We start from the raw sequence: 21064 nt of genomic DNA on the forward strand, positions 1-21064 counted from the left end.
AGCTGCTTGGTCGCTGGGGCTAAGGGTCAAAACTGGAGGGCGGAGTCCAGGCATAATCTTAGGGAGCAGTGCAACCCTCTAATCATAGGCAAACTTAAGCCGCTGAGTACTAGTTTGTGTTGGGGTGCAGGGACAAAGCAACGGCGCATTCCTTGATTGCGGGGAATTTGCTGAAGGTTCGGGTCACTGCAACTGAACCGTCCGGTGGTCGTGCACAATAATTGAGTCCTCTTTCATCATAAATCTGAAGATTCAACAACACACTGCTACCTAACAGTCTATAAGAGCGACTATGAAGCTTTGTAGAACCAGTTGAAGCGTTTAGGGGATAGCTTCTACCGTTTTCCCTGCTCTCTAATCCCCTATCTCTTCAAATACCTACCAAATGTCTCGCCTCTATCTTTTTGTTGTCCACACCGAAACTAAGGATTCGGCTTGTGGCTGTGATCGCTCATCCGAGAGTATACGGATTCAACCCATCGGCCACAGCGATAGATTCGGGTGAACCTGCGGTATAGACAAAGATTAGGGAATGCGACTATAAGCATAGTCTCCCCAGACGAAAGTTTTCCGACACGCAAGGATCAACTAAAGTCCTGTGTCGAGCCGACAAGAATTCATGGTTTGATTCTCCATACGCTAACCCGTTCTGATTTTCAGAGCGGGTTTTTCCATAGGTCCAGCCGAAGGATAGTGATTTCTTTTAGAACAGCAGATCCGAGTGCCTCTAGCAGGCATCTGCAAAAGTCCTAACCTTCTTCGTCCCCAATTCCGTCTCTGTTAAGGTGATGCGAACTGAGGAGGTTCCTGAGAAACAATATCCCCATTATTTAGGAAAAAGGCGCGGCGAAGCCGCGCCTTTTTCCCAAATAATGGGGAAGTTCTTATCTGGAAATCTCCTTAGTAGGATAAACGACCGATATTTGCGACATAATGACTTGAGGAACAGCAGTTGCAACCATTAACCCCCAAACTAAGCCAAATCGTATTCTTCGGCTCTGTTGGATATGAAAATCGGCTGACTCCAGCATCGAGTTTAGTTCAGCTTGGGTGTAACAGCGCTGATGAGCGGGGTCAATCAACTTGAGCAACCAGTCGCAGAGTTGGCAGGCCCAGAAATCTCGGCACCAATCTAGGATGACAAGCCGGCCTTCGGGTTTTAGAACTCGCCCCATCTCCTGTAATGCCTGCTCTGGCTGCTCAAAGTAGTGAAAAGCATTCGCACAAACCACGACATCATAGGCTTGAGCAGGTGCAGGAATCGCTGTCGCAGAGGCAGCCTCAAACCGGACATTACGATAGTCCTGGCACTTCTTACGAGCCAAAGCCAGCATGTTCTCAGAAAAGTCAACTCCCAATATGATGTGGTCTGGATTTTTCTTTAGAACTCGCCGCTCAAACTCTCCAGTCCCACAAGCAACATCTAAAACGGATTCCTGTGGTTCTATCTGTGTCCATGCTTCAAGAAACGTTAGCGTGCGAGTGATGTAGGACTTCCAACGCCTGTCATAAATAGCTGCTAGCTTGTCATACTGCTGCTGAACCAAAGTTTCCATATTGACGGGCTGCTAAACAGGTCTATGACTTAATGGGATATGTTTTTGTGACGTAAAGCCGAAGGTTTCACACCATAAAAATATACTTGGATTGGCAACGCCACTAAACAGGAGGCTGTTGCAGTGCGCTATAGAAAAGCTGACGTACTTGATTAAATCCGGCTTTCAGTCGATTGGGCTGCTGATACAACCGCCCCAGCAATAACACTCCCTGGATGACTGTAAGCATTTCTTCTGCCAGAGTTTCGGGTACGACCTCAGCTTTTAACTGAGATTTGCCTAGGGTTAACCGACTGGCGAACGCCTGCTGCCACTGATCAAACACGGCAATCAAATGCTCTCGAAATGAAGGGTTGTACTCGGCTAAATCCACCACCAGGTTGCCGAGGAAGCACCCAAAGCAGCCGTTGGATTGCAAATGCTTACCTTCCAAGACATCAATCATCCAGAGAATCTGTGCAATAGGGTCATCAGAGTGATCGGTGGCAGGATCGATGAGAGTGTTTTTAAGACGGTGCCAATCAAAGTCGATCAGCGCATGGCCCAGCTCATCTTTAGAAGCAAAGTAGTGATAGAAACTGCCCGACGAGGCTCCGCTGACTTTCAAGAGTTCAGTCAGCCCGATGCTGTTGAGTCCTTTCTGGTGAACGCTCCCAAGCATGGCCTCCAGAATGTCTTCGCGTGTGCGTTTGCGATTAACCATGCCTGGTTCTCAATTCCTAGTACAGCAAAACGAAAGTTTTGTAAGGGGTGAAGGGGTGAAATCCCTTCTTGGGGGCGAAGTCCCCAAACCCCCATGTTGCAAAGTTTGGTGTTTGCAACACCAGTTCTTGGCAACAAATATAATGCTAAACGGACTGATGATAGGGTGATGATTCAACCTTCATGATGCCATGCTCGGCTCGCTGCACGAAAGCCCGTGTCCAGCAGGTAGCCAATCAGGCCAATGATTAAAATTACAGCCACTAATTCGGAGTAGGCCAGGCGATCGCGCGTATCCAAAATGTAATATCCCAGCCCAGCCCTGACTCCCAGCATTTCGGCAGGCACCAGCACGATCCAGATAATCCCGATGGCAAGGCGCAGGCCCGTCAGGATGTGAGGGGCGATCGCCGGCACAATAATCTTGCGCACCGTCTCCCCTCGCGTAGCGCACAGGCTGCGCGATAGCAGCAGCCAGCGGCGATCGACCGCGGCTACACCTGCTGCTGTGCTCAACATCAGCGGCCAGATAGCGGCAATGGTGAGCAAAAAGTAGACCGGCATATCCCCAATGCCAAACGCCATTACCGCAATGGGCATCCAGGAAAGGGGCGAAATCATGCGAACAAACTGAAACAGCACAGAGGTCGACTGCTCTATCGGGCGCGACAGCCCTACCAGTAACCCTAGAGGAATTCCCAGAATGGTCGCTGTGGCAAGGCCCACAAATACTCGTCGCAGACTGGCCCAGATGTGAGGGGCGATCGCCCCTGACGTTAACAGTTGCAGTGTCGCTGCAAAGGCTCGTTCAGGCGAAAAGTCATGCAGTACGAGGCTAGAATGCAGCACAGGCGTCGTGGCGAGCCACCACAGCAGCACACTCGCCAGGACACCCCAAAGGGGAAGCGGAATGGCGAGCCGCAACCTTTGCTGAGATGGGCGGGTGAGGGAGTCAGGCATGGGATATTAACCGAGGAAGGACAGGCTGCGCTGGGCTTTGAAGGTTTCTTCTCGTAGCAAAGATTCCGGTATGCCAAAGGCTTGTGGGCCGCCTACCTGCTGTAGAGCCTGCTTCACGAAGGAATCATCAACCAGATCTCGGGCGACTTCCGTAGGGTTGAGCTGCTTTAGAAAAGCCGTTTCGCCTTCAACCTGGGTTTGCTGAAGCAGACGCACCAGTTCCTCGGTATAGGAGGGGAAGGGGAAGGGTTGAAAATCAATTCGCTGAGCGGCCCATTCTGGATGCTGGATGGCTCCTTGCTTGGCATAGGCGGCTGAGTCGAAGCCGGTTAGCACCTTTTGCAGCACAGCTTCGGGGTGAGGCGTGTAGGAACCGTTTTCCTTAGCGAGAATTTGGGCCGCCTCGGAACGGTGATCGCGCATCCAGTGCTGGCTTTTGACAATGGCATTGACGACGCCCTGAGTCCATTGGGGCCGCTGCGTAATGTCGTCTTCGTGCAAAAAGACGACGCAGCAGGCGTGATTTCGCCAAACATCGCCCGTAAAGCGGAGTACCTTACCAGCTTTAGAGGTTTCCCCAGCCGCATTAAAGGGTTCGGCAACGATGTAGCCCGCAATGCTCTTGTTAGCCAGGGCAGAAACCATTTCGGGCGGCGGCAGCACCACCAGGTTCACTTCATTGGGGGCAATGGTTTCGTTCTCAGCCTTGCGTACCACCGTTAACCCGGCTTGAGTGAGCAATTGTTGTAGCACTACGTTGTGGATCGAGTACCAGAAGGGAACGGCAACAGTTTGTCCCCCCAGGTCTTCAACCTGGTTAATTTCGGGCTGTACCGTCAGGGCTGAGCCATCGGTATGGTTCCAGGCGACAATTTTGCCGGGCAACTGGCGACCATAGCGCAGCCATACCGTAACCGGGCTAAGCAGATGCACCACATTAACCTGACGCGCTAAAAAGGCTTCCACGATGGCTGCCCAAGATCGAAACAATACGGGCTGCTCGGCGGCCAGCCCTTCCGCTTCGTACAGCTTTTGGGCATGGGCAATGAGCAGGGGGGAGGCATCAAGAATGGGCAAATAACCAATCTTAACCGGCTGATCCAATCCGCCGGATGTGTTGGGCTGGCCACCTGCAGTGGTTCCGACAGAAGCGGTCGGCTGAGAGTTGCAGCCGCCTACAGCCGCACTGAGGACGGCTGAGCCGGAAAAAAGTGAGGCCAGTTTGAGAAAGTCGCGGCGATTAATGCCGCAGCAGGCGCACAGGGAATTGAGCATGATACTTGCAAAGAAATTTTGTCAGGATTGTGGAGGTTAAACCGTCATAGCAGCAGGCTCAGCCATGACATCAGAGAGAGCTGCCAAGATCTCAGCGCGCAGAGTCATCAGATCTTGGGTGTGGCGTAGTCGCGGCTGAGCCGCCGTCACTCGCCAGGATTGATAAATATGTCCGGGATTGCGGCCCATAAGCAAAATGCGATCGCTCAGCAAAAGCGCCTCATCAATGTCGTGAGTGACGAGCAAAACGGCACAGTGCTGCTGAGCAATGATGTTGAGCAAGAGCTGCTGCATCTCCAGGCGGGTAATCGCATCGAGCGCGCTAAAGGGCTCATCCATGAGCAGCAGCCGGGGTTGGCGGGCAATGGTGCGGGCGATCGCCACTCGCTGAGCCATACCGCCAGACAACTGGTGCGGGTAGCTGTAGCGAAAATCCTGCAACCCCACACTCAGGAGCGCTTGATCAATGCGGCTGCGCAACGCGGGTCGAGACAGACGCGGCATATGCCGGAGCTGAAGCCCCACCGCTATGTTTTGCTGCACCGTTAGCCAGGGCAGCAACGCCGCCTCCTGAAACATCAGGCCAATACTGGGATGAGGAGAGCGAATCGCCTGCCCCTCAACCCACACATCCCCCCGATCCGCCGATTGCAATCCGGCAATGGTCAGCAGCAGAGACGACTTGCCGCAACCACTAGGGCCTAGCAGACAAACCAGTTCTCCCGGTTGAACATCCAGATCAATCCCATCAAAAACGGTGAGCCGCCTCTTGGGCGTGACGTACTGCTTGCCTAAGCCCCGCACCATCAAAGCAGGGGATGCCTCAGAGGCATAGGACTGAGTGGGCAGAGGAGAAATTGCAGCCGTATGCGAGAAGAACGAGCGCGGTTCAGTGGTCATAGCCACCTCCCTTGAAAAAAGTTCTTATTAGGAAATCGGGGCGATTGGGCTGGACAGCAAAATTACAGACGTTTGCAACAAGCCTGCTGCTCAAGCCGTTGGCGCGTCGGGTAGGGTCTTCAGCAGTTTTTTCAAATGCTTGAGCGCTGGTGTGACAATGGCCACAAAATTAGCTTCCCGTAGCCGTCGGGCTTCTGGGCTATCGAGCAAGTAGCTTCTGGCCCCGGCATGGAGCATCGCGGCTTGAGCAGCTCTCAAAGACAGCACCGACGCATCGGCTCGGGCCTGAACCACCTGGCGAAAGAACCCTGGCGACGATGGGGCTGAATCACCATTGAGGTGATCCGCCAGTGCATAAGTTTGTGCCCGCAGCCTCTCCAGATCAGGGGCGATCGCATCATAAGAATCATCCAGATAGCCATTCACATGACCATAGCGGCGATTCGATCGCTCCATACTCTCGACACAGGCCTGAACCAACCCCAGACCCATCCCCACCTGAGCCAGTACAAAGCCCGACTTGATCCGCTCAATGTAATCGGCACAGGGGGCCGCCAGTACCCATTCATCAGCCACAAAGACATCGCGAAACTGGCAGCTAAAGGTGTTGCTTCCTTCTAGAGCAATGAAATGCGCCGTTGGTTTGAGGGTGAGGCCGGGAATGCGATCGCTCACAACAGCCATTAAGTAGTCCTCAGTTCCGGCAATTTGAGCGGCTACGGCAAAGACGTGCCCCGGCCCCAGGTTTGACACCCAGGGTAGCAGGCCATTAATTACATATCCCCCGGCGCGGCGCTCCGCCACCAGCGCGATTTTTTCGATGGCAGCAAAGTGCTTCATCGGGTTCGATAACCCCGTGGCCGCAAACTGTGTGCCAGTGGCGATCGCAGGTAAAAGCGCTTGTTTAAGAGCCAGGTTCTCGCTATTCTGCGTGTACCAAACGCAGGCGATATGGCACCAGGTGATAAACCCTGTGCAAAGACAGGCTTGAGAAACCGTCTCAATCACCTGTATGGCTGAGCGAAACCCCTGCCCCTGGCCACCAAACGCAGGGGTCACTGTTTGCCCAAAGCCCCCTAAGTGTCCCAACTGCTGCATAAACTCGCGGGGATAAATACCCTGGGCATCAATGGTGGCGGCTGCAGGAGCCAGGGTTTGCGCCACGGTTGCTTTGACAGTTTCTAGAGAGAAAGGCTCAGGCGTCCGTACCTTAGAAGCTAGGGGAGCAACCTTTTCCAGTAGGGCATTAGTATCCATCAGGTTCAAGCCAGGGAAACTTCGACATTGACTGGCAATCGCAGCGTATTGGCCACGGGTGACCAGGCATTGGCATGAGCCACCAGCGCATCAAGTTCTTCTCGGCTGGCGTCGCCCTCCAGATCGACCTTGACCCGAATATCGCTAAATCCCAGGCGCTTCTCGGACAGGTCACCAATACCCCAAACCCCAGTGATATTAATGTCTCCCTCCAGGTGCAGCTCCAGCTTGGTGAGGTGAATCCCGCGAATAATGGCGTTGGCGTGAATGCCTACCGATAGGCAGGACCCAAGGGCTGCTAATACTGCCTCTGAAGGATTGGGGGCGGTATCCTGTCCCAGCAGCGTGGGAGGCTCATCAATTACGTGAGCTGGCAAATTTCGCACGTAGTTGAGGTTGCGAAACTGCCCTTCGCAAACCGTTTTAGCCTTGACCGTAGCAATCTGATGGGGATTGCTTTTCGCTTTTTCCGCCAGTTGATGCAGCCCATCCAGGCTTACAGGGCGAAGTGTTTGAGTTTCTACCGTTGATTCAGGCATGGTTTTTATTCAACTAGAACGTTCTATTTAGTAGGAGCGTCAGAAAAAAGCCTGTGTACAACAGGACATCTTTAAGCCCGCTCATGCTCTAACCAAAGAGCAGCAGCTAGCAATCGAATCTAAGCAATGAACTGATTTCATGCCTGAATTAAGGCTATCTGAGCACCTTGGCCGAGCAAGAAGCAGCACATGTAGAAGAGTCGCACATATCTAAATCAATTTCAAGTGAATTTAAATTCAAATTGAATTTAAATTCGATTGAGCTTGAAAAATTCTCGCGTTGGCGTGGTTGGGTAATGCTGCGCGATCGCATTGTCATCTTTGCAAAAAGAACCAGCAGCTCGCCAAGATTCAGAACATTCAATTTTTGGGCTTACAATGCGGTGCTGCCTGAGTACCAGCGGCGGGCAATACAGCAAGCCCAGATAGCAGGGCAGAACTGCACTCCTAGTCAAGCATCTATGGGGCTGTGCTGCTGTTCCTGAACCTGATAGGCCAACCTCTAATAGTTGCGGTGGCTGGAGTTGCTCTATTTTCTCTGGCTCAGCGGTAATCATTTCTGGCACCAGTTCCAGGCAACAGGGGATGGAGATGCTCCATCATTACAGCAATTCTCATCATGGGTTTCAAAGCCGAGAACTGCCCACCTTCGATGGGCAATTTTCGGGCCTGATTCCAAAATGAGAATTACTGGCATCGTTAGGACAAAATTCCTAAATTGACATAAATGGGATAAACGATCTGTCGCAGATGGGGTAATTGTTTGGCAAATATGAGCGAGCTAATAACGCAGCAGCATCCGCCTAGAATAAGTGTGTTGGGTGTTCCAATCAAACTGGCTAAGCTTCCCAGCAAAAGATGGCCAAAGGGAGCCATTCCCATAAAGGACATGGCATAAAAGCTCATGACTCGCCCCCGTTTACTGTCATCAACAATCGTCTGGATAACAGTGTTGGTTGAGGCCGCTTGTAAAATTGAGCTAAACCCTGCAACGCCCATCAGAAGCAGAGAAAACCAAAGTATACGAGATTGAGAAAAAACAATCAGGCTTACACCGAGCAACGCAGGACAGCAGGCGATCAGTCTGACCAGTCCCACAACCGTATGGCGAGAACTCAGGTAAATAGCAGCTGTCAACGCACCGACCCCCGATGCAGCTGTGAGAAATCCAAGGGTTTCGGAGCCACCGCCTAAAATATCCACCGCAACAATGGGCAAAAGCGTCAGGTAAGACATGCCGAGTAGGCTCATTGTTGCCAGCAGCAGCAATAGAGAGCGAATCGGAAGGAAATGGTAAGCATAGTTCCAACCTTCCCGGAGCCGTTGCCACATATTTGCCGATTGCCCTTCCTGCGATCGCTGTTCCTTCACCTGCATCAGCATCAGAGCCGCAATTACAACGCCATAACTGAGGGTATCCAGCAGAAAGCAACTACCTGCACCAACTGCTGCAATCAACACACCCGCAATGGCAGGCCCAACCAAACGAGCGGCATTGATCAAGGCAGAGTTGAGGGCGATCGCACTGGTCAAATCTTCCCGGCGATCGACCATCTCAATCACAAACGCTTGCCGAACGGGCACATCTAATCCCCGCATGAGCCCTGCTACAGTGCTGAGGAGAATGAGAGCGATCGGGGAAAGGTGATTGGAGTAGTTAAGTAGGGTGAGAAGGGCTGAGTTGACCAGGCCTAGAAGCTGGATCAAGATCAGAAGACGATGGCGGTTCCAGCGATCGGCCAGAACACCAGAAAAGGGGGCAAGCAGGAAGGTCGGGAGCTGCCCCAGAAAGCCGGTTATTCCCAGTAAAAGGGCCGAATGGGTCAGGTCGTAAATGATCCAAACCGTAGCGATTTGAGTCATGAAGGTGCCCGTCATAGACAGGCCCTGTCCTAGAAAAAATAAACGATAGTTGCGGGACTGAAAGGCAGACAGGTTCAGGCCTCGCTTGCGATGTTGTAGCAGTGGCATGAATTAACCGGCTTCGTTCAGACGAGGATTTTGATACCCTGGGTGCCAGCGCAACCAGGACTGCTCCAACATCCGAGCGGCGGAATCAGCAAGTTTACCGAGCAGAGCATACAGAATGACGCATAGCATCACGATGTCCGTACGCAGAAACTCGCGACCCTGGGTTGCCAGGTAGCCAATGCCAGAGTCAGCGGCGATCGTCTCAGCCACTATAATGGTGACCCAGGTAATGCCTAAGGAATGGCGAAATCCAATCAGAATAGATGACATTGCACCCGGCAAGATTACATGCCAGAACAAATTCCAGGAACGCAGACCATAAACCTTTGACATTTCAATAAGTTCTGGGTCAACACTGCGAACTCCATGAAATGTATTCATGTAAATCGGGAAAAAGACACCAATCGCCACTAGAAATAGCTTAGATTCCTCATGAATTCCAAACCAGAGAATAGCCAGGGGGACCATCGCCAGGTTGGGAATATTGCGAAGCATTTGCATAGATGCATCGAGATATTCTTCGGCGCTGCGAGAGAGCCCATTCAGTAGCCCTAACAAAAAGCCAAAGCCACCTCCCACAATGAAGCCAGCAACCGCTCGGGCTGAGCTAACAGCCATGTGATGCAGCAACTCACCACTTTCAATTAATTCAACTGTTGCACTCAAAACGCTGGATGGTGGAGGCATCAATTCAACTCGTAACCATCCCAGTTGTGCCAGAAGTTGCCAGATTAGTAGCAGCGCCACAGGCATAACCCAGGGTTTAGAACGCTGCCACAGCTTTCCTTTCCAGGAACGTTGTTGGGCCATTTTTCATTCCAAAAGTGCGAATACAAGGTGATTCTTGTTCATGCGCTATGGACATGAACAAGAATCATTTCGACTATCGACTTAGCGATATACCCACTCATCAAAGGGGAATTGAGACTTCACGATTTTTTCATCAACGAGAAACTGTTGGGTTTTGCGGAGTCGTTCAAGTCCATCGGCTGGTAACGGTTCAGATGGGTAAAGGTCAGTGGGTGAGGTGAATTCAGACACATCGAGAGGTTGGTCGTTAATCTCACTGACAAATTGGTAATAGGCTTGAGGGTTTGACTTAATCTCATCGGTAGCTTTTTGAATCACCTCGTACCATTTCTGGACGAAATCCGGATGTTCTTTCAAAAACTCTTCAGTAATGCTGGTGATATTGGAGCCGGTTAGATCTGCATGATTGGCAGCTTCATCAATGACGGTATACCCCTGGGATTTGAGACGAAAGGCAAGAGCAGAGGTCGCCGCGTAGGCATCAATATCCCCCCGAGCCAAGGCGGCTTCTCCCTCACTATTGTTGAGATTGACCAGTTTTACATCACTTAAGCCTGTCTTTTCCAGAACACCAACTAAATAGCGGTGCGGAATTGCGCCCACCCGGACACCCACTGTTTTCCCCTTCAATTGCTCCAGGGAGGTTGGCCCATCTTTTTTACTGATCAAATAGACGTTAATACCGACTTGATTAAGATTGACCAGACGAGTTCTTAAACCATTGGTTTTACCTACGATCGCTGGGGTATCTCCGTTCATCGATATGTCTAGTTCGCTCGCTGCAACGGCTTCGTTGACCGCTGGGCCACTATCAAAACCAGCGAATTGAACGTCGCTTATACCCACATCTGCAAGGGCATCATCCAAGTAGCCTTTGTGCTCGGCCCAACCAATGGGGCCAATGGGTAATTTGCCTCCATCGGCTGCGGTGAAACCAATACGCAGGGTAACAGCTTCAGTCGAAGATGCTTGCGTCGTTGATGCTGTATTAGAACTATTGGTTGACGGAGTTGTACAACTTGTTAACAACGTTAAGGAAAGGGAAAGACTTGCTGCGAACCAGGAAGTAAAACGCCGAGAAGAAGAAATTGTGTATGCCATAACGCCAAATCTGTAAATGAACTACAAAGCAAAAAAACAGCACCTACAGAGTAAGTAATCTTTGTGGGGTGGGTATCTTGCCCGCCCAAATTCCAGGCAGGCAAGATACCCACCCCACAAGCTATTTAACTGGTAACCCTTAACCGCAAAGGATTAACGATTGTTCAGTGCTTCCATAAAACGGTGAGTATAGTAGGACTCATCGATCGCCGCTCCAGGAGTACGCCCTTTGCCCCAACCAACGGCCTCTCGATAGCTACCCACAAAACCAGACTCCACGATCGCCCCCTCATCCATCCTAGAGGGCTGATCCGCGTCCGGTGCCACATAAAGAGCATCCACAGGACAATACACCTCGCACATAAAACAGGTTTGACAATCCTGCTGACGAGCGATCGCCGGAGCCGCCCCCTCCACCGCCTCAAAAACATTTGTGGGACAAACTTTGACGCACAGGTCACACCCGATGCAACGGGATTGAATAACAAGTTCAATCACAGTGCTACAGCCTCCTTTACAAGGGATGATTGCGATCGCCCGTTCGGTTCTACCCAAACGCGATCGAGTCCCCAACTGATCAAGCGATGGTTCTGCGTTTGATCCAGGTCTGGATAGTCTTCGCGTTTGTGCATCCCTCGGCTTTCCTTGCGTTGCAAGGCCGTGTTATACATCCATCGAGCAGTGGCTGTCATCGCGACCGCTTCCCGTGCTCGAAGCGCCTGGTCGGGGGAGAAGGCTAGCCCCTGGTTCAGGGTTTGCCACAGGTTATCCAGGCGACTAATGGAATTTTTGAGGGATTGCTCGCTACGGAACAGGTTGCGATCGTAGGGAAAGACTTCATCCTGTACTCCGCTGACGACCTGATTGGGAAGCAATGCTTCTTTATAACTTGAGGAGGTGAGCCCGGCTCCGTTGAGGTGGAAGATGGGGCGATCGCCCAGCCGTGCCCCCAAACTTTGTGCAAATCGCGCCGCCGCCGCCCCTGACCAGGTACCCGATGAAATCGCCCACGCCGCATTTAAGCTGCCGCCTCCTGAGGTTCCACCGCAGATAATTTCTCGGCTGGCTGCATCTCCCGCAGCATACAAACCCGGCACCGATGTAGCGCAAGATTCATCCACAATGCGCAAGCCCCCCGTTCCCCGTACAGTGCCTTCCAGGCGTAGCGTAATAGGAAAGCGTTGGCTAAATGGATCAATACTGGTGCGATCGAAGGGGAGGAAGAAGTTGGGTTGTGCCCGCCGCATTGCTGCTTTCGTGCGCTCATCGGCCTCCAGTTGGGCATAGACGGGCTGCTTCAACAACGTTCGGGCAATCAATGGGCGGCCTTTACCGGCGTTAGCCCCTTCGATTAGCGAGCCATCCTCCGTCGTAAATGTTGCCCAGCGAAAGAAAGCGTTTTTGGTAACCGAAGCCCCTTGAGCCACAATGCCATAAACATTGGAAAACTCCATTCCAGAGAGTTCGCTTCCCGCCTCCGCAGCCATCAGGTAACCATCCCCAGTGAGCACATTACATCCCAAAGCCTTGCTCAGAAATGCACAGCCTCCAGAGGCAATCACCACGGCCCCTGCCAGCACCGTCCAACGTTCACCGCTCTGACGGTGAATCCCTGCGGCTCCAGCAACGGTTCCATCCGTCGTGACAAGAAGTTCCAGGGCAGGGCTGTGGTCAAAAATTTTTACCCCGGCTCGAATGACCTGACGGCGCATGAGACGCATGTATTCAGGGCCTTGAAGCGATCGCCGATAGACCTGCCCTTGGTCATCCAGGGGAAAGGGATACCCCCAGGTTTCCAGGTTATGAACACCTTGATGAGTTTGTTCTAAAACACGGTACATCCAGGAGCGATCAGCCAGTTCGCCACTGAGGAGCAATCGCTTTTCAATCACAGCCTGGCGCTTTTCCTCAATCGGTGGGACATACCAGACAGTACTACCAGTTGAAGCGGTTGCTCCACTGGTACCACAATATCCCTTCTCCACCAGAATGACGTTGGCCCCTTGAGATGCTGCGCTCCAGGCTGCCCATGCTCCCGCAGGCCCACCTCCAATGACTAATACATCAGTCCGCAATGGCATACTTGTGACACAACGTGAAGGGTTTGAAGAAATATTTGCCATAACTATCGAGACTAAAATCAAACATGCTGTAACGCCGAAAACATGGCTTTGTAGATTCAGAAGAAATATCTTCGTGCACTCAAAATCATGTGCCTAGCAGAACTTCTGCCAAAGGGCCGAGGGTTAAATCGTTCGTTACCAGAGTTTCCTCAGTACGGCTCATGACACGCTTGAGAATCTGCTGAACCGTTGCTGTAAACTCTGGATGCCCGGGGTCTCGGGGGCGTGGCAGTGAGACCACAACCTCCAGAGCAATCTGGCCCTGATCGATGAGGACGATGCGATCGCCCAATAAAACAGCCTCTTGAATATCGTGGGTCACTAGCAATGTTGTGAATTGCTGGGCTTGCCACAGCTCTTCTACAAGCCGCTGCATTTCAAGCCGAGTCAGGGCATCGAGAGCACTCAACGGCTCATCGAGCAGTAGCAGCGATGGATTACTGGCCAGAGCTCGGGCCAGGGCAACCCGTTGGCGCTGCCCACCGGATAGGAACGCAGGATACTCTCGAACTTTTTCCCCCAGGCCCACTTGATGCAGAACATACTCCGCCCGCTTTCGCCAATCTCGACGATGATGCAGTAGGCCCATGCCCACATTATCCAACACCCGTTTCCATGGCAGAAGTCGAGCATTCTGGAACATTACCCGTGTTGCTCCGTTCAGGTCATTGACAGGCTGTCCATTAACTAGAATTTGCCCCTGGCTTGGCTTCTCCAGACCCGCCAGCAAACGCAGCAATGTACTTTTGCCACAACCACTACGTCCAACGATCGCAACAAATTCCCCAGGCATCACCTCTAAATTAACGCCCTTCAAAACAGCGTTGTTGTCATAGCGTTTTGTTAAATTGTGAATTTGCAAATAGCTACTGTTATGATTCCAGGCCATAAATGAATCTCCTTGATCTAAATAGCTTCATAAAATTGTTGTGCAGGTCACAACTTTGCGAAAATAAAATATTGCAGTCCAAGGCTGGTTAAGGTCGGCACAAGCAACTCTTGCCATCATTCACAACTCTTCAGGTAAGTGTGGCTGAAAAGGTCTTCCTGTAAGCCTGGTTAGATCTGAAAGAAATAACAAGAATAGCGACAGCTTCACTTCAACAAAAATCCGATTTTAACCCAACAAGAAGAATATGAAAAATATTCACCTTCCTCTCCGGGATTAAGCCAAACTATACTCTATTTCTCTAAAAACTCAACCACTCTTCTCAAGTTTTACCAATACAAGTAGTTTTCATTTATATCTAGTTTTTAGGTGTGACTCAGTATACGAATAACTACAAATTATGAGAGAGAAGGTTATCCGAAATAGTTTTTATCACCTGAACTAAATGCCTTTCAAACCCAAGGTTCTATCAATCGGAGAACTCTTTCAATTCTTGAAATGTGGCTTGGTCAACATTGAAGTATTTAATTACTTTTTCATATTTATTGATTCATGTGACTCGGGATACAAGTTTTTACTTGATGTCTATGGTTATTTATTGTTCGGTAGCATTTTGGTATCAGGTTACTTGCCTCTGTGATCCTGAATACAAGAAGCAATCTTTTTCCTTAAAAGGGATTTTTACTACTACCTCAGCCTTTATTGCAGAGTATTCATGCTGCAATTTCCTCTCAAACCCATTGTGTCCAGTTAAAAGGTTTCTATGCCGAAAACAGCTTCTACAATGTTGGCTTTAGGGACGATCGCTCCCAATTTTCAGCTTCCAGATGTTGTATCTGGAAAGGAAATTTCCTTAACAGATTTCTCCGATCGGAAAGCACTTCTTGTGATCTTTGCCAGCCCCCACTGTCCCTTTGTTAAACATATTCAACAGGGCTTAGCAAAGCTTGGACAAGATTACGCTAAGCAGAGCTTGGGAATTGTTGCTATCAGCTCTAATGATCCCACCCATTATCCCGATGATGCTCCGGATAAAGTTAAGGCGTTTGCCGAAGCTGCATCCTTTAACTTTCCCTTTGTATTTGACGAAACTCAAGAAATTGCTAAGGCCTACAACGCCGCCTGTACACCGGATTTCTTCCTGTTTGATGGCGATCGCAAACTCGTTTACCGTGGCCAATTCGACGATAGCCGCCCCAGTAATGAAGTTTCTGTTACAGGTCAGGACTTGAGAAACGCCATTGATGCCATTCTCGCGGATCAAGCAGTCCTGTCAGAACAAAAGCCCAGCATTGGCTGCAACATCAAATGGAAAGTGGGGAATGAACCGTCTTACTACAACAGTGAAGCTATCCCTGTGGGCACGGCCTCTTAGGCTGGTAGCTTAACATCGTTGCATCCGTTGTGGTATAGCAGCATCGCGTATTGTGTTTGATGGGCGCGGGTATTAGTGTGCCACTATACCCGCTTTTTTAACGGCATCCTGAAACGGATTTATCTTCCAAACATTTCAGAGGTAATGGTATGGCGAATAAAACAATTTCTCTCGACAATCAACTTTACGATTACCTTCTCTCTGTTTCGCTACGGGAGCCCGAAATTCTGTTTCAGCTTCGGGAGGAAACTGCACGACATCCTAAAGCTAATATGCAAATTGCCCCTGAACAGGGCCAATTTATGGCTTTGTTAGTGCAACTACTCGGAGCTAAAAAAGCTTTAGAACTTGGGGTATTTACCGGATACAGTGCATTGCGAATTGCATTAGCACTACCTCCCAAAGGGCAACTAATCGCCTGTGATGTTAGTGAAGAGTTTACCCAGGTAGCTCGCCGCTACTGGCAAGCCGCCGGAGTCGACCACAAGATTAATCTACGCCTCGCTCCTGCCCTAGAAACCTTGGACCAGTTACTTGCAAATGGTGAAGCAAATACATTCGATTTTGCTTTCATTGATGCGGATAAAGATAATTACAGTTACTACTATGAAAAGCTACTACAACTAATCCGACCGGGTGGTTTGATTGCGATCGATAATGTGCTTTGGTCAGGCCGAGTCGCACAACCCGATATTCAAGATCAACAAACGGTTATCTTGCGAGAGTTTAATCAGCAATTGCAAGAGGACGATCGCATCTTCTTGAGCTTGGTTCCAATTGGTGATGGGTTAACGCTGGCATTTAAGCAGTAGGGGATGACAAAACTCATTCATCCAGATTTTTGATGGTGACAACTGCAGCCCTGCAGCCCTGCAGGGCTTGAACAACGTTGTCGAGATCCTGAGTGGCATGGGTTGTGCCTCAAAAAAGCGTGGGATAAGTTGCAAAATCATCCCAAGACCCTAAGTACAGATACTGTCTTGGAGGTTAAGGAGGTTTCTGCATAAGAATTTACCCAGAATGTTGGTGCTTTGCCCGCTTCGCGGGCAAAGCACCAACATTCTGGGGGGTAATTTCATTACTGGAAATCTCCTAAGTCCGTGGCTAAAAATGAGGGTAGTGTTCTAGACCTGTGGATGGTGCTAAACAGCACGACCAAATTCGTAACGGTGTATGAATAACCGATGACGATATCGTGTAACCATTCAGACGTGGAAAAACAAATCGTTTTCCGCGCTAATCATTTAATCCGAGTTCGTACATTGAGATGCTTGCGTTCAATCTTTTGGGTATAGTGCTTACCCACTTCATGTTGGTCCTCATCAAGAATTCTGGCATAGGCTCCCCATCGGTCAGTATAAAAGCGACGAATACCAAAAGGAGCAAGCAGCACCATTAATTCTTTCAATGCAACATCGATATGAGGAGCCAAGACGTAAGCTAGGATTTTACCCGTTTGATGATCGATCGCATGCCATAACCAGCGTTCCTGCTTCTTTCTTCCCACAAAGCTCCACATCTCGTCTATTTCGGCTTCATCCACCTGCTGCAGGATGATTTCACGTTGCTGGGGGTGAGGCAACTGCTCTAACAATGCTTCGTTAACGGGAACCAGATGACAAGATTTTTTAATTCCTCAATGACAGTGGTGGGACTAATGCCCAGTACCCGAGCCGTGTCACGGATGCCACTGCCATTGACAGCCATATTCGCCACTTGATGCTTGACCTCAGGAAGATATCCTTTATAGGAATAATGCCGAATGAAGGTGCTTAATGTACAGTCTTGGTGATGACACTTAATAACGCTGTTTGCCTTCGGCTGATTTTGGATGTTTGACCACGTCTGCTCCCCCGCATGCAGAGGCCATCTAGGATGGCATAACAAAGGGCTGAAGGTCTATCCTCCAGCCCTTGAGTTGCTATCGCTACCTGACAAGAAGTCTACTTGCCATCGTGGTCTGCATCACCAGGAACCGCTCGTTCAACTCGATCCCATGCATCACGAGAAGCATGCTTCGCCTTCTCCCAGCCCAAGCGCGCACCACTGTGATTGCGTTCGTAGTCTTGCCGTAGGTCTGGCTCAAGCTCGTCGTAGGTTTTACCCGTTGTGCCATACCGCGAGTAACCTTCATATCCAGTGCGGTAGGCTGGTTGATAGTCTTCGTAGGTGGAACCAGGTTCTACATAAGAACGGGTCGTGTAGTTCTCACGCCAGTAGTTGTCTTCAACCGTTGGATTTACACTTTCAGCGACTCGCTTACCAGCTAAACCACCGCTTACAGAACCAACTACAGCCCCTACAACTGCTCCAACTGGACCACCGATCGCACCGCCAATGGCAGCACCCGCTGCTCCAGCACCTGCTGCTCCAACTCCCGTACCAACGGGATGGGCACCCGGTTCACCAGAGAGCGGATCGCGGTTAGCGTCATGTTCCCTATGCTCTTTATCTAACTCGTTACTCATAAAACAACTCCTTTTTTGAGTGTTGGACGCTTGTAAATTAGAAGCGTGACAAGCTATCCTTAACTTCCCAGCCTAAGCGCAAATTCCCTGACTTCGTTCTCCCTTATGAAGGAGACAGGCCTAAACAAAACGGTATAAATGTTGTCAGTTTTGAAAGCTCTACTGCTGCGATCGCACTATGTTTTAAGGCGGAAACGTACATTTTCACCAAGGGTAAAGCAAGCTAACGTTTAGGCTTAGCAATAGCCAGCCTCTCAAATCAGCTCATTAATCTCCGTTATTCCACTGCACTTAGGAGATTTCCAGATAAGAACTTCCCCATTATTTGGAAAAAAGGCGCGGCTTCGCCGCGCCTTTTTTCCAAATAATGGGGATATTGTTTCTCAGAAATCTCCTTAGTTACAGGTCGGGTGCGTAACCCTTGGGGTTTATCTGCAAACAGTACCCATGCTTTCGGTTTGTATTTGAAACCTACCTTAACCCTCCTCCCGGATGGCTAATAACGGGTCAGGCAGTTTTAAGAATGCTTCAAGGAATGGTTGATGGATATGAAATATATGATTTTGTGATTTTCTAAAGGCTTGCTCCATAAGTTTTTTAGCGATTTGCAATCTCAGGACTTACGCATTTGTGTTGTGGGTGGGGTGCTTCGCACCCCACCCACAACACAAATACACTATGGATAGCGGGCTTGCGTAAGTCCTGAATCTCTTATTAGTTACTCTTCTAAGGGTTGCCATTCACCAGAGAAGATGAAGCTTGCCCAGTAATAGGGATGACTGTACGCCCCCGTGTTAAGAAGTTCTAGTTGCACGTCTCGAAGAGCAGCACTGCGACCTTCTCCAGCCATTAAGCGCTGGTAGTATCGGCTCATCAACTGACTGGTGCCTGTGTCATCCACTTTCCACAGACTCATCAGTTGGCTTTCCGCTCCCGCCAACCCAAAGGCTCTTCGTAAGCCATAGACGCCTTCGCCGTTGACGACGTTTCCAAGTCCTGTTTCACAAGCAGACAGCACCACCAATTGGGTTCCGTACAGGTCAAGTTGAGCCACTTCCTGCGCGGTGAGTACACCATCCTCACGGTTGCCCTGGCGCTGCGATCGCCCATTTACCCCCGCCAACACTAACCCCGAGCGCAGCAACGGATTCTCCACAGTACGTGGGGTAGGAATACAAGGGGTACTGTCGCCAGTAGACTCAATGACAGCGGTGGCATCGCCTAGGCTACGAACATTCGAAGCTGCGAGGCATTCTTGATCCTGCAAGAAGAAGCCGTGGGTGGCAATGTGTAAAAGGCTGGGGCCTTGCACTTCTTTGAGCCGCTCTTCTGTAGCCTGGGAACCTTCCAGGAGGGTGAGATTGGGTAGGAGGGGGACGATCGCTTCTGCCTCCTGCTGGGTGCCAGGGAGAGGAGCGAAACCTGTGAGGGTGTTGAAGTCAACGGAACGGGTAGAGCCGGTAGCGGGGCGATCACCTTCTACCCTCGCGGCTACAGGAAACTGGGCTTGGCCAAAATCAGGGTTGGCTACTAACACGGCCCCTTGACGAGGAGTAGTGTGCCGTCTTGTTCGCAGTAACTCACGGCCTGAAGAAAGATAGGTGAAGGTGTAGCGTTTCACAAGGTACTGATTATTCTCATCCATCAGGGCGGCAAAGGGGATGAGGCTGAGTTGTCCATCTGGTGATATCAGGAGATGGGTGGCATCGCCCACTAATGCCCGAATTGGCTGCATTAATTGGGCATCCAGGGAACGAGCCACTCTCTGCACATCCGATTGGCTACTGCGAAGAGCCTCTCGGAAAGCGAAGACTTGTGCGTCGATAGGAGTTGCTTCCCCCAAATCGACCCAGCGGGGTTCGCCGCCTTGCTGCAACACATAGGCAGCATAGCGCGGTGCTCCCCACTGCTCCTGCTGTGAGGCTGTGGGGTTGTAGGGCTGGTAGCGCACCAGTTCTACAAGAGCCGCATCCGCGGGGATTTGTTGTTGGACGGCTGCAATGGTAGCAGGTTGCGTTTCGGCACGGAATTCTGCACTGCGCTGGGCTAAAAGATTCTGCAATTCCTCGGCACGGTTCTCAAGCGTTCTCAGCCTTTCTGCATCGACTACCGTGTCTTCAAACACTGCACTGGCCCGCTGAGTCTCCACCAACCGTAGTTCCTCCAACAATGCCTGGTTTTCTGGGGTTAACTGTTGTCGTAGGGCCAGAAAAGTATCACTGGTAGCCTCTAGCACTCGCCCCTTACGGCGTAACAGGGTTGTCAATGCTAGGCGTGCCGCTTCCGGTTGCTCTTCGGCTGCCTGCATATGTAGGGAAATAGCTCTATTTGCTGTCCCTGCCAGGGTGTTTAAGTAAGCTTGCTTACGGGCTTCAGAACCGATCGCTAACATCAGAGCAAGATTTGTCTCCTCAATTTCAGCGGAGCGATTCATCCACATTAGAGCAGCGGTTATATCTTCCTGGCTCCAGGATAGGACACTCAAATTACTGAGGCTTAGGGCTACATTGGGATGGTTTTCTCCCAGTGCGCTTTCATAAATGGAGAGTGATCGCTGATACAGGGGTTCAGCGATCCGATAGTTCCCCTGCGCTCGATACAACAGTGCCAGATTATTGAGGGTGGTGGCGACATCCGGATGATTTTCTCCCAGGGCACTTTCTCGGATGGAAAGCGATCGTTGATAGAGAGGTTCAGCAACCCTATAGTTCCCCTGCACTCGATACAACGAGGCCAGATTATTGAGGCTACTGCCCACATCGGGATGGTTTTCTCCCAGGGCAGTCTCATAAATGGAGAGCGATCGCTGATACAGGGGTTCGGCGGCCCTGTAGTTCCCCTGTGCCTGGTATATCAATGCCAGATTATTGAGGCTAGTGGCGACATCCGGATGATTTTCTCCCAGGGCACTTTCTCGAATAGAGAGCGATCGCTGATAGAGAGGTTCGGCAGCCTCGTAGTTCCCCTGGAGACGATATAACTCCGCCAAATTATTGAGGCTAATGGCCACATCGGGATGATTTTCCCCCAAGGTACTTTCAAGGATGGAGAGCGATCGCTGATAGAGGGGTTCAGTGGCCCTATAGTCCCTTGGTCTTGATACAGTGATGCCAGATTATTGAGGCTAACGGCTACATC

At 50.7% G+C, this 21064-nt stretch carries 20 protein-coding genes; 3 read left to right on the forward strand and 17 right to left on the reverse strand.

What is annotated here, in order from left to right:
* Positions 1 to 884: 884 nt before the first annotated feature.
* The 7 genes from H6F91_RS05400 to H6F91_RS05430 form a co-directional block, all read right to left on the reverse strand.
* A complete protein-coding gene (locus H6F91_RS05400; protein WP_190773692.1) occupies positions 885 to 1556 on the reverse strand; it encodes a methyltransferase domain-containing protein in 672 nt (223 codons plus the stop codon).
* A gap of 103 nt (positions 1557 to 1659) precedes the next feature.
* Positions 1660 to 2259 carry a TetR/AcrR family transcriptional regulator gene (locus H6F91_RS05405; protein WP_190773693.1) on the reverse strand — a complete coding sequence of 200 codons (600 nt, stop codon included), beginning with the start codon at positions 2257 to 2259 and terminating at the stop codon, positions 1660 to 1662.
* Positions 2260 to 2432: 173 nt separating this feature from the next.
* Positions 2433 to 3218 carry an ABC transporter permease gene (locus tag H6F91_RS05410; protein ID WP_190773694.1) on the reverse strand — a complete coding sequence of 262 codons (786 nt, stop codon included), beginning with the start codon at positions 3216 to 3218 and terminating at the stop codon, positions 2433 to 2435.
* Between the two features lie 6 nt (positions 3219 to 3224).
* Positions 3225 to 4493, reverse strand: coding sequence for an ABC transporter substrate-binding protein (locus tag H6F91_RS05415; RefSeq protein ID WP_190773695.1), 1269 nt, complete (start codon positions 4491 to 4493; stop codon positions 3225 to 3227).
* Positions 4494 to 4529: 36 nt separating this feature from the next.
* Positions 4530 to 5393, reverse strand: coding sequence for an ABC transporter ATP-binding protein (locus H6F91_RS05420; protein WP_190773696.1), 864 nt, complete (start codon positions 5391 to 5393; stop codon positions 4530 to 4532).
* Positions 5394 to 5483: 90 nt separating this feature from the next.
* Positions 5484 to 6650: an acyl-CoA dehydrogenase family protein gene (locus tag H6F91_RS05425; RefSeq protein WP_190773697.1), complete on the reverse strand. Its 1167-nt coding sequence runs from the start codon at positions 6648 to 6650 to the stop codon at positions 5484 to 5486.
* A 5-nt stretch (positions 6651 to 6655) separates the two neighbouring features.
* On the reverse strand, positions 6656 to 7189 hold the full coding sequence (locus tag H6F91_RS05430; protein ID WP_190773698.1) for an OsmC family protein: 534 nt from the start codon (positions 7187 to 7189) through the stop codon (positions 6656 to 6658).
* A 167-nt stretch (positions 7190 to 7356) separates the two neighbouring features.
* Here H6F91_RS05430 and H6F91_RS05435 point away from each other — a divergent pair, with 167 nt between their 5' ends.
* The gene (locus H6F91_RS05435; RefSeq protein WP_190773699.1) at positions 7357 to 7674 is read left to right on the forward strand and encodes a hypothetical protein; all 318 of its coding nucleotides are present in this window, start codon (positions 7357 to 7359) and stop codon (positions 7672 to 7674) included.
* Positions 7675 to 7888: 214 nt separating this feature from the next.
* Here the strand turns inward: H6F91_RS05435 and H6F91_RS05440 are convergent, their stop codons facing one another.
* From H6F91_RS05440 to H6F91_RS05465, 6 genes are all read right to left on the reverse strand, one after another.
* Positions 7889 to 9160, reverse strand: coding sequence for an MFS transporter (locus H6F91_RS05440; RefSeq protein ID WP_190773700.1), 1272 nt, complete (start codon positions 9158 to 9160; stop codon positions 7889 to 7891).
* A gap of 3 nt (positions 9161 to 9163) precedes the next feature.
* Positions 9164 to 9970 carry an ABC transporter permease subunit gene (locus H6F91_RS05445; RefSeq protein ID WP_190773701.1) on the reverse strand — a complete coding sequence of 269 codons (807 nt, stop codon included), beginning with the start codon at positions 9968 to 9970 and terminating at the stop codon, positions 9164 to 9166.
* 81 nt (positions 9971 to 10051) lie between these two features.
* Positions 10052 to 11071 (reverse strand): ABC transporter substrate-binding protein, encoded by a 1020-nt coding sequence (locus tag H6F91_RS05450; RefSeq protein ID WP_190773702.1) that lies wholly within the window; start codon positions 11069 to 11071, stop codon positions 10052 to 10054.
* Between the two features lie 153 nt (positions 11072 to 11224).
* On the reverse strand, positions 11225 to 11569 hold the full coding sequence (locus H6F91_RS05455; protein ID WP_190773703.1) for a 4Fe-4S binding protein: 345 nt from the start codon (positions 11567 to 11569) through the stop codon (positions 11225 to 11227).
* Positions 11566 to 13152 (reverse strand): FAD-binding protein, encoded by a 1587-nt coding sequence (locus tag H6F91_RS05460; RefSeq protein ID WP_242035646.1) that lies wholly within the window; start codon positions 13150 to 13152, stop codon positions 11566 to 11568. Before H6F91_RS05460 ends, H6F91_RS05455 begins: the two co-directional genes overlap by 4 nt.
* Before the next feature lie 127 nt (positions 13153 to 13279).
* Positions 13280 to 14083: an ATP-binding cassette domain-containing protein gene (locus tag H6F91_RS05465; protein ID WP_190773705.1), complete on the reverse strand. Its 804-nt coding sequence runs from the start codon at positions 14081 to 14083 to the stop codon at positions 13280 to 13282.
* A 763-nt stretch (positions 14084 to 14846) separates the two neighbouring features.
* Here H6F91_RS05465 and H6F91_RS05470 point away from each other — a divergent pair.
* Together H6F91_RS05470 and H6F91_RS05475 are read left to right on the forward strand one after the other, a co-directional pair.
* Positions 14847 to 15458, forward strand: coding sequence for a thioredoxin family protein (locus tag H6F91_RS05470; RefSeq protein ID WP_190773706.1), 612 nt, complete (start codon positions 14847 to 14849; stop codon positions 15456 to 15458).
* Positions 15459 to 15607: 149 nt separating this feature from the next.
* Positions 15608 to 16270 (forward strand): class I SAM-dependent methyltransferase, encoded by a 663-nt coding sequence (locus tag H6F91_RS05475; RefSeq protein ID WP_190773707.1) that lies wholly within the window; start codon positions 15608 to 15610, stop codon positions 16268 to 16270.
* A 428-nt stretch (positions 16271 to 16698) separates the two neighbouring features.
* On the opposite strand, the gene H6F91_RS27830 is transcribed toward H6F91_RS05475, so the two are convergent.
* The 4 genes from H6F91_RS27830 to H6F91_RS05490 form a co-directional block, all read right to left on the reverse strand.
* Positions 16699 to 17040: an IS1 family transposase gene (locus H6F91_RS27830; RefSeq protein ID WP_242035647.1), complete on the reverse strand. Its 342-nt coding sequence runs from the start codon at positions 17038 to 17040 to the stop codon at positions 16699 to 16701.
* Between the two features lie 5 nt (positions 17041 to 17045).
* Positions 17046 to 17165 carry an IS1-like element transposase gene (locus H6F91_RS27835; protein ID WP_242035648.1) on the reverse strand — a complete coding sequence of 40 codons (120 nt, stop codon included), beginning with the start codon at positions 17163 to 17165 and terminating at the stop codon, positions 17046 to 17048.
* 236 nt (positions 17166 to 17401) lie between these two features.
* Positions 17402 to 17926 carry a hypothetical protein gene (locus H6F91_RS05485; RefSeq protein WP_190774017.1) on the reverse strand — a complete coding sequence of 175 codons (525 nt, stop codon included), beginning with the start codon at positions 17924 to 17926 and terminating at the stop codon, positions 17402 to 17404.
* Positions 17927 to 18644: 718 nt separating this feature from the next.
* Positions 18645 to 21035, reverse strand: coding sequence for a tetratricopeptide repeat protein (locus tag H6F91_RS05490; protein WP_347280011.1), 2391 nt, complete (start codon positions 21033 to 21035; stop codon positions 18645 to 18647).
* Positions 21036 to 21064 lie beyond the last annotated feature (29 nt).

Origin of the sequence: Leptolyngbya sp. FACHB-8 (genome assembly GCF_014695575.1) — a bacterium.
In the GTDB taxonomy this organism is placed as follows: domain Bacteria; phylum Cyanobacteriota; class Cyanobacteriia; order Elainellales; family Elainellaceae; genus Vacuolonema.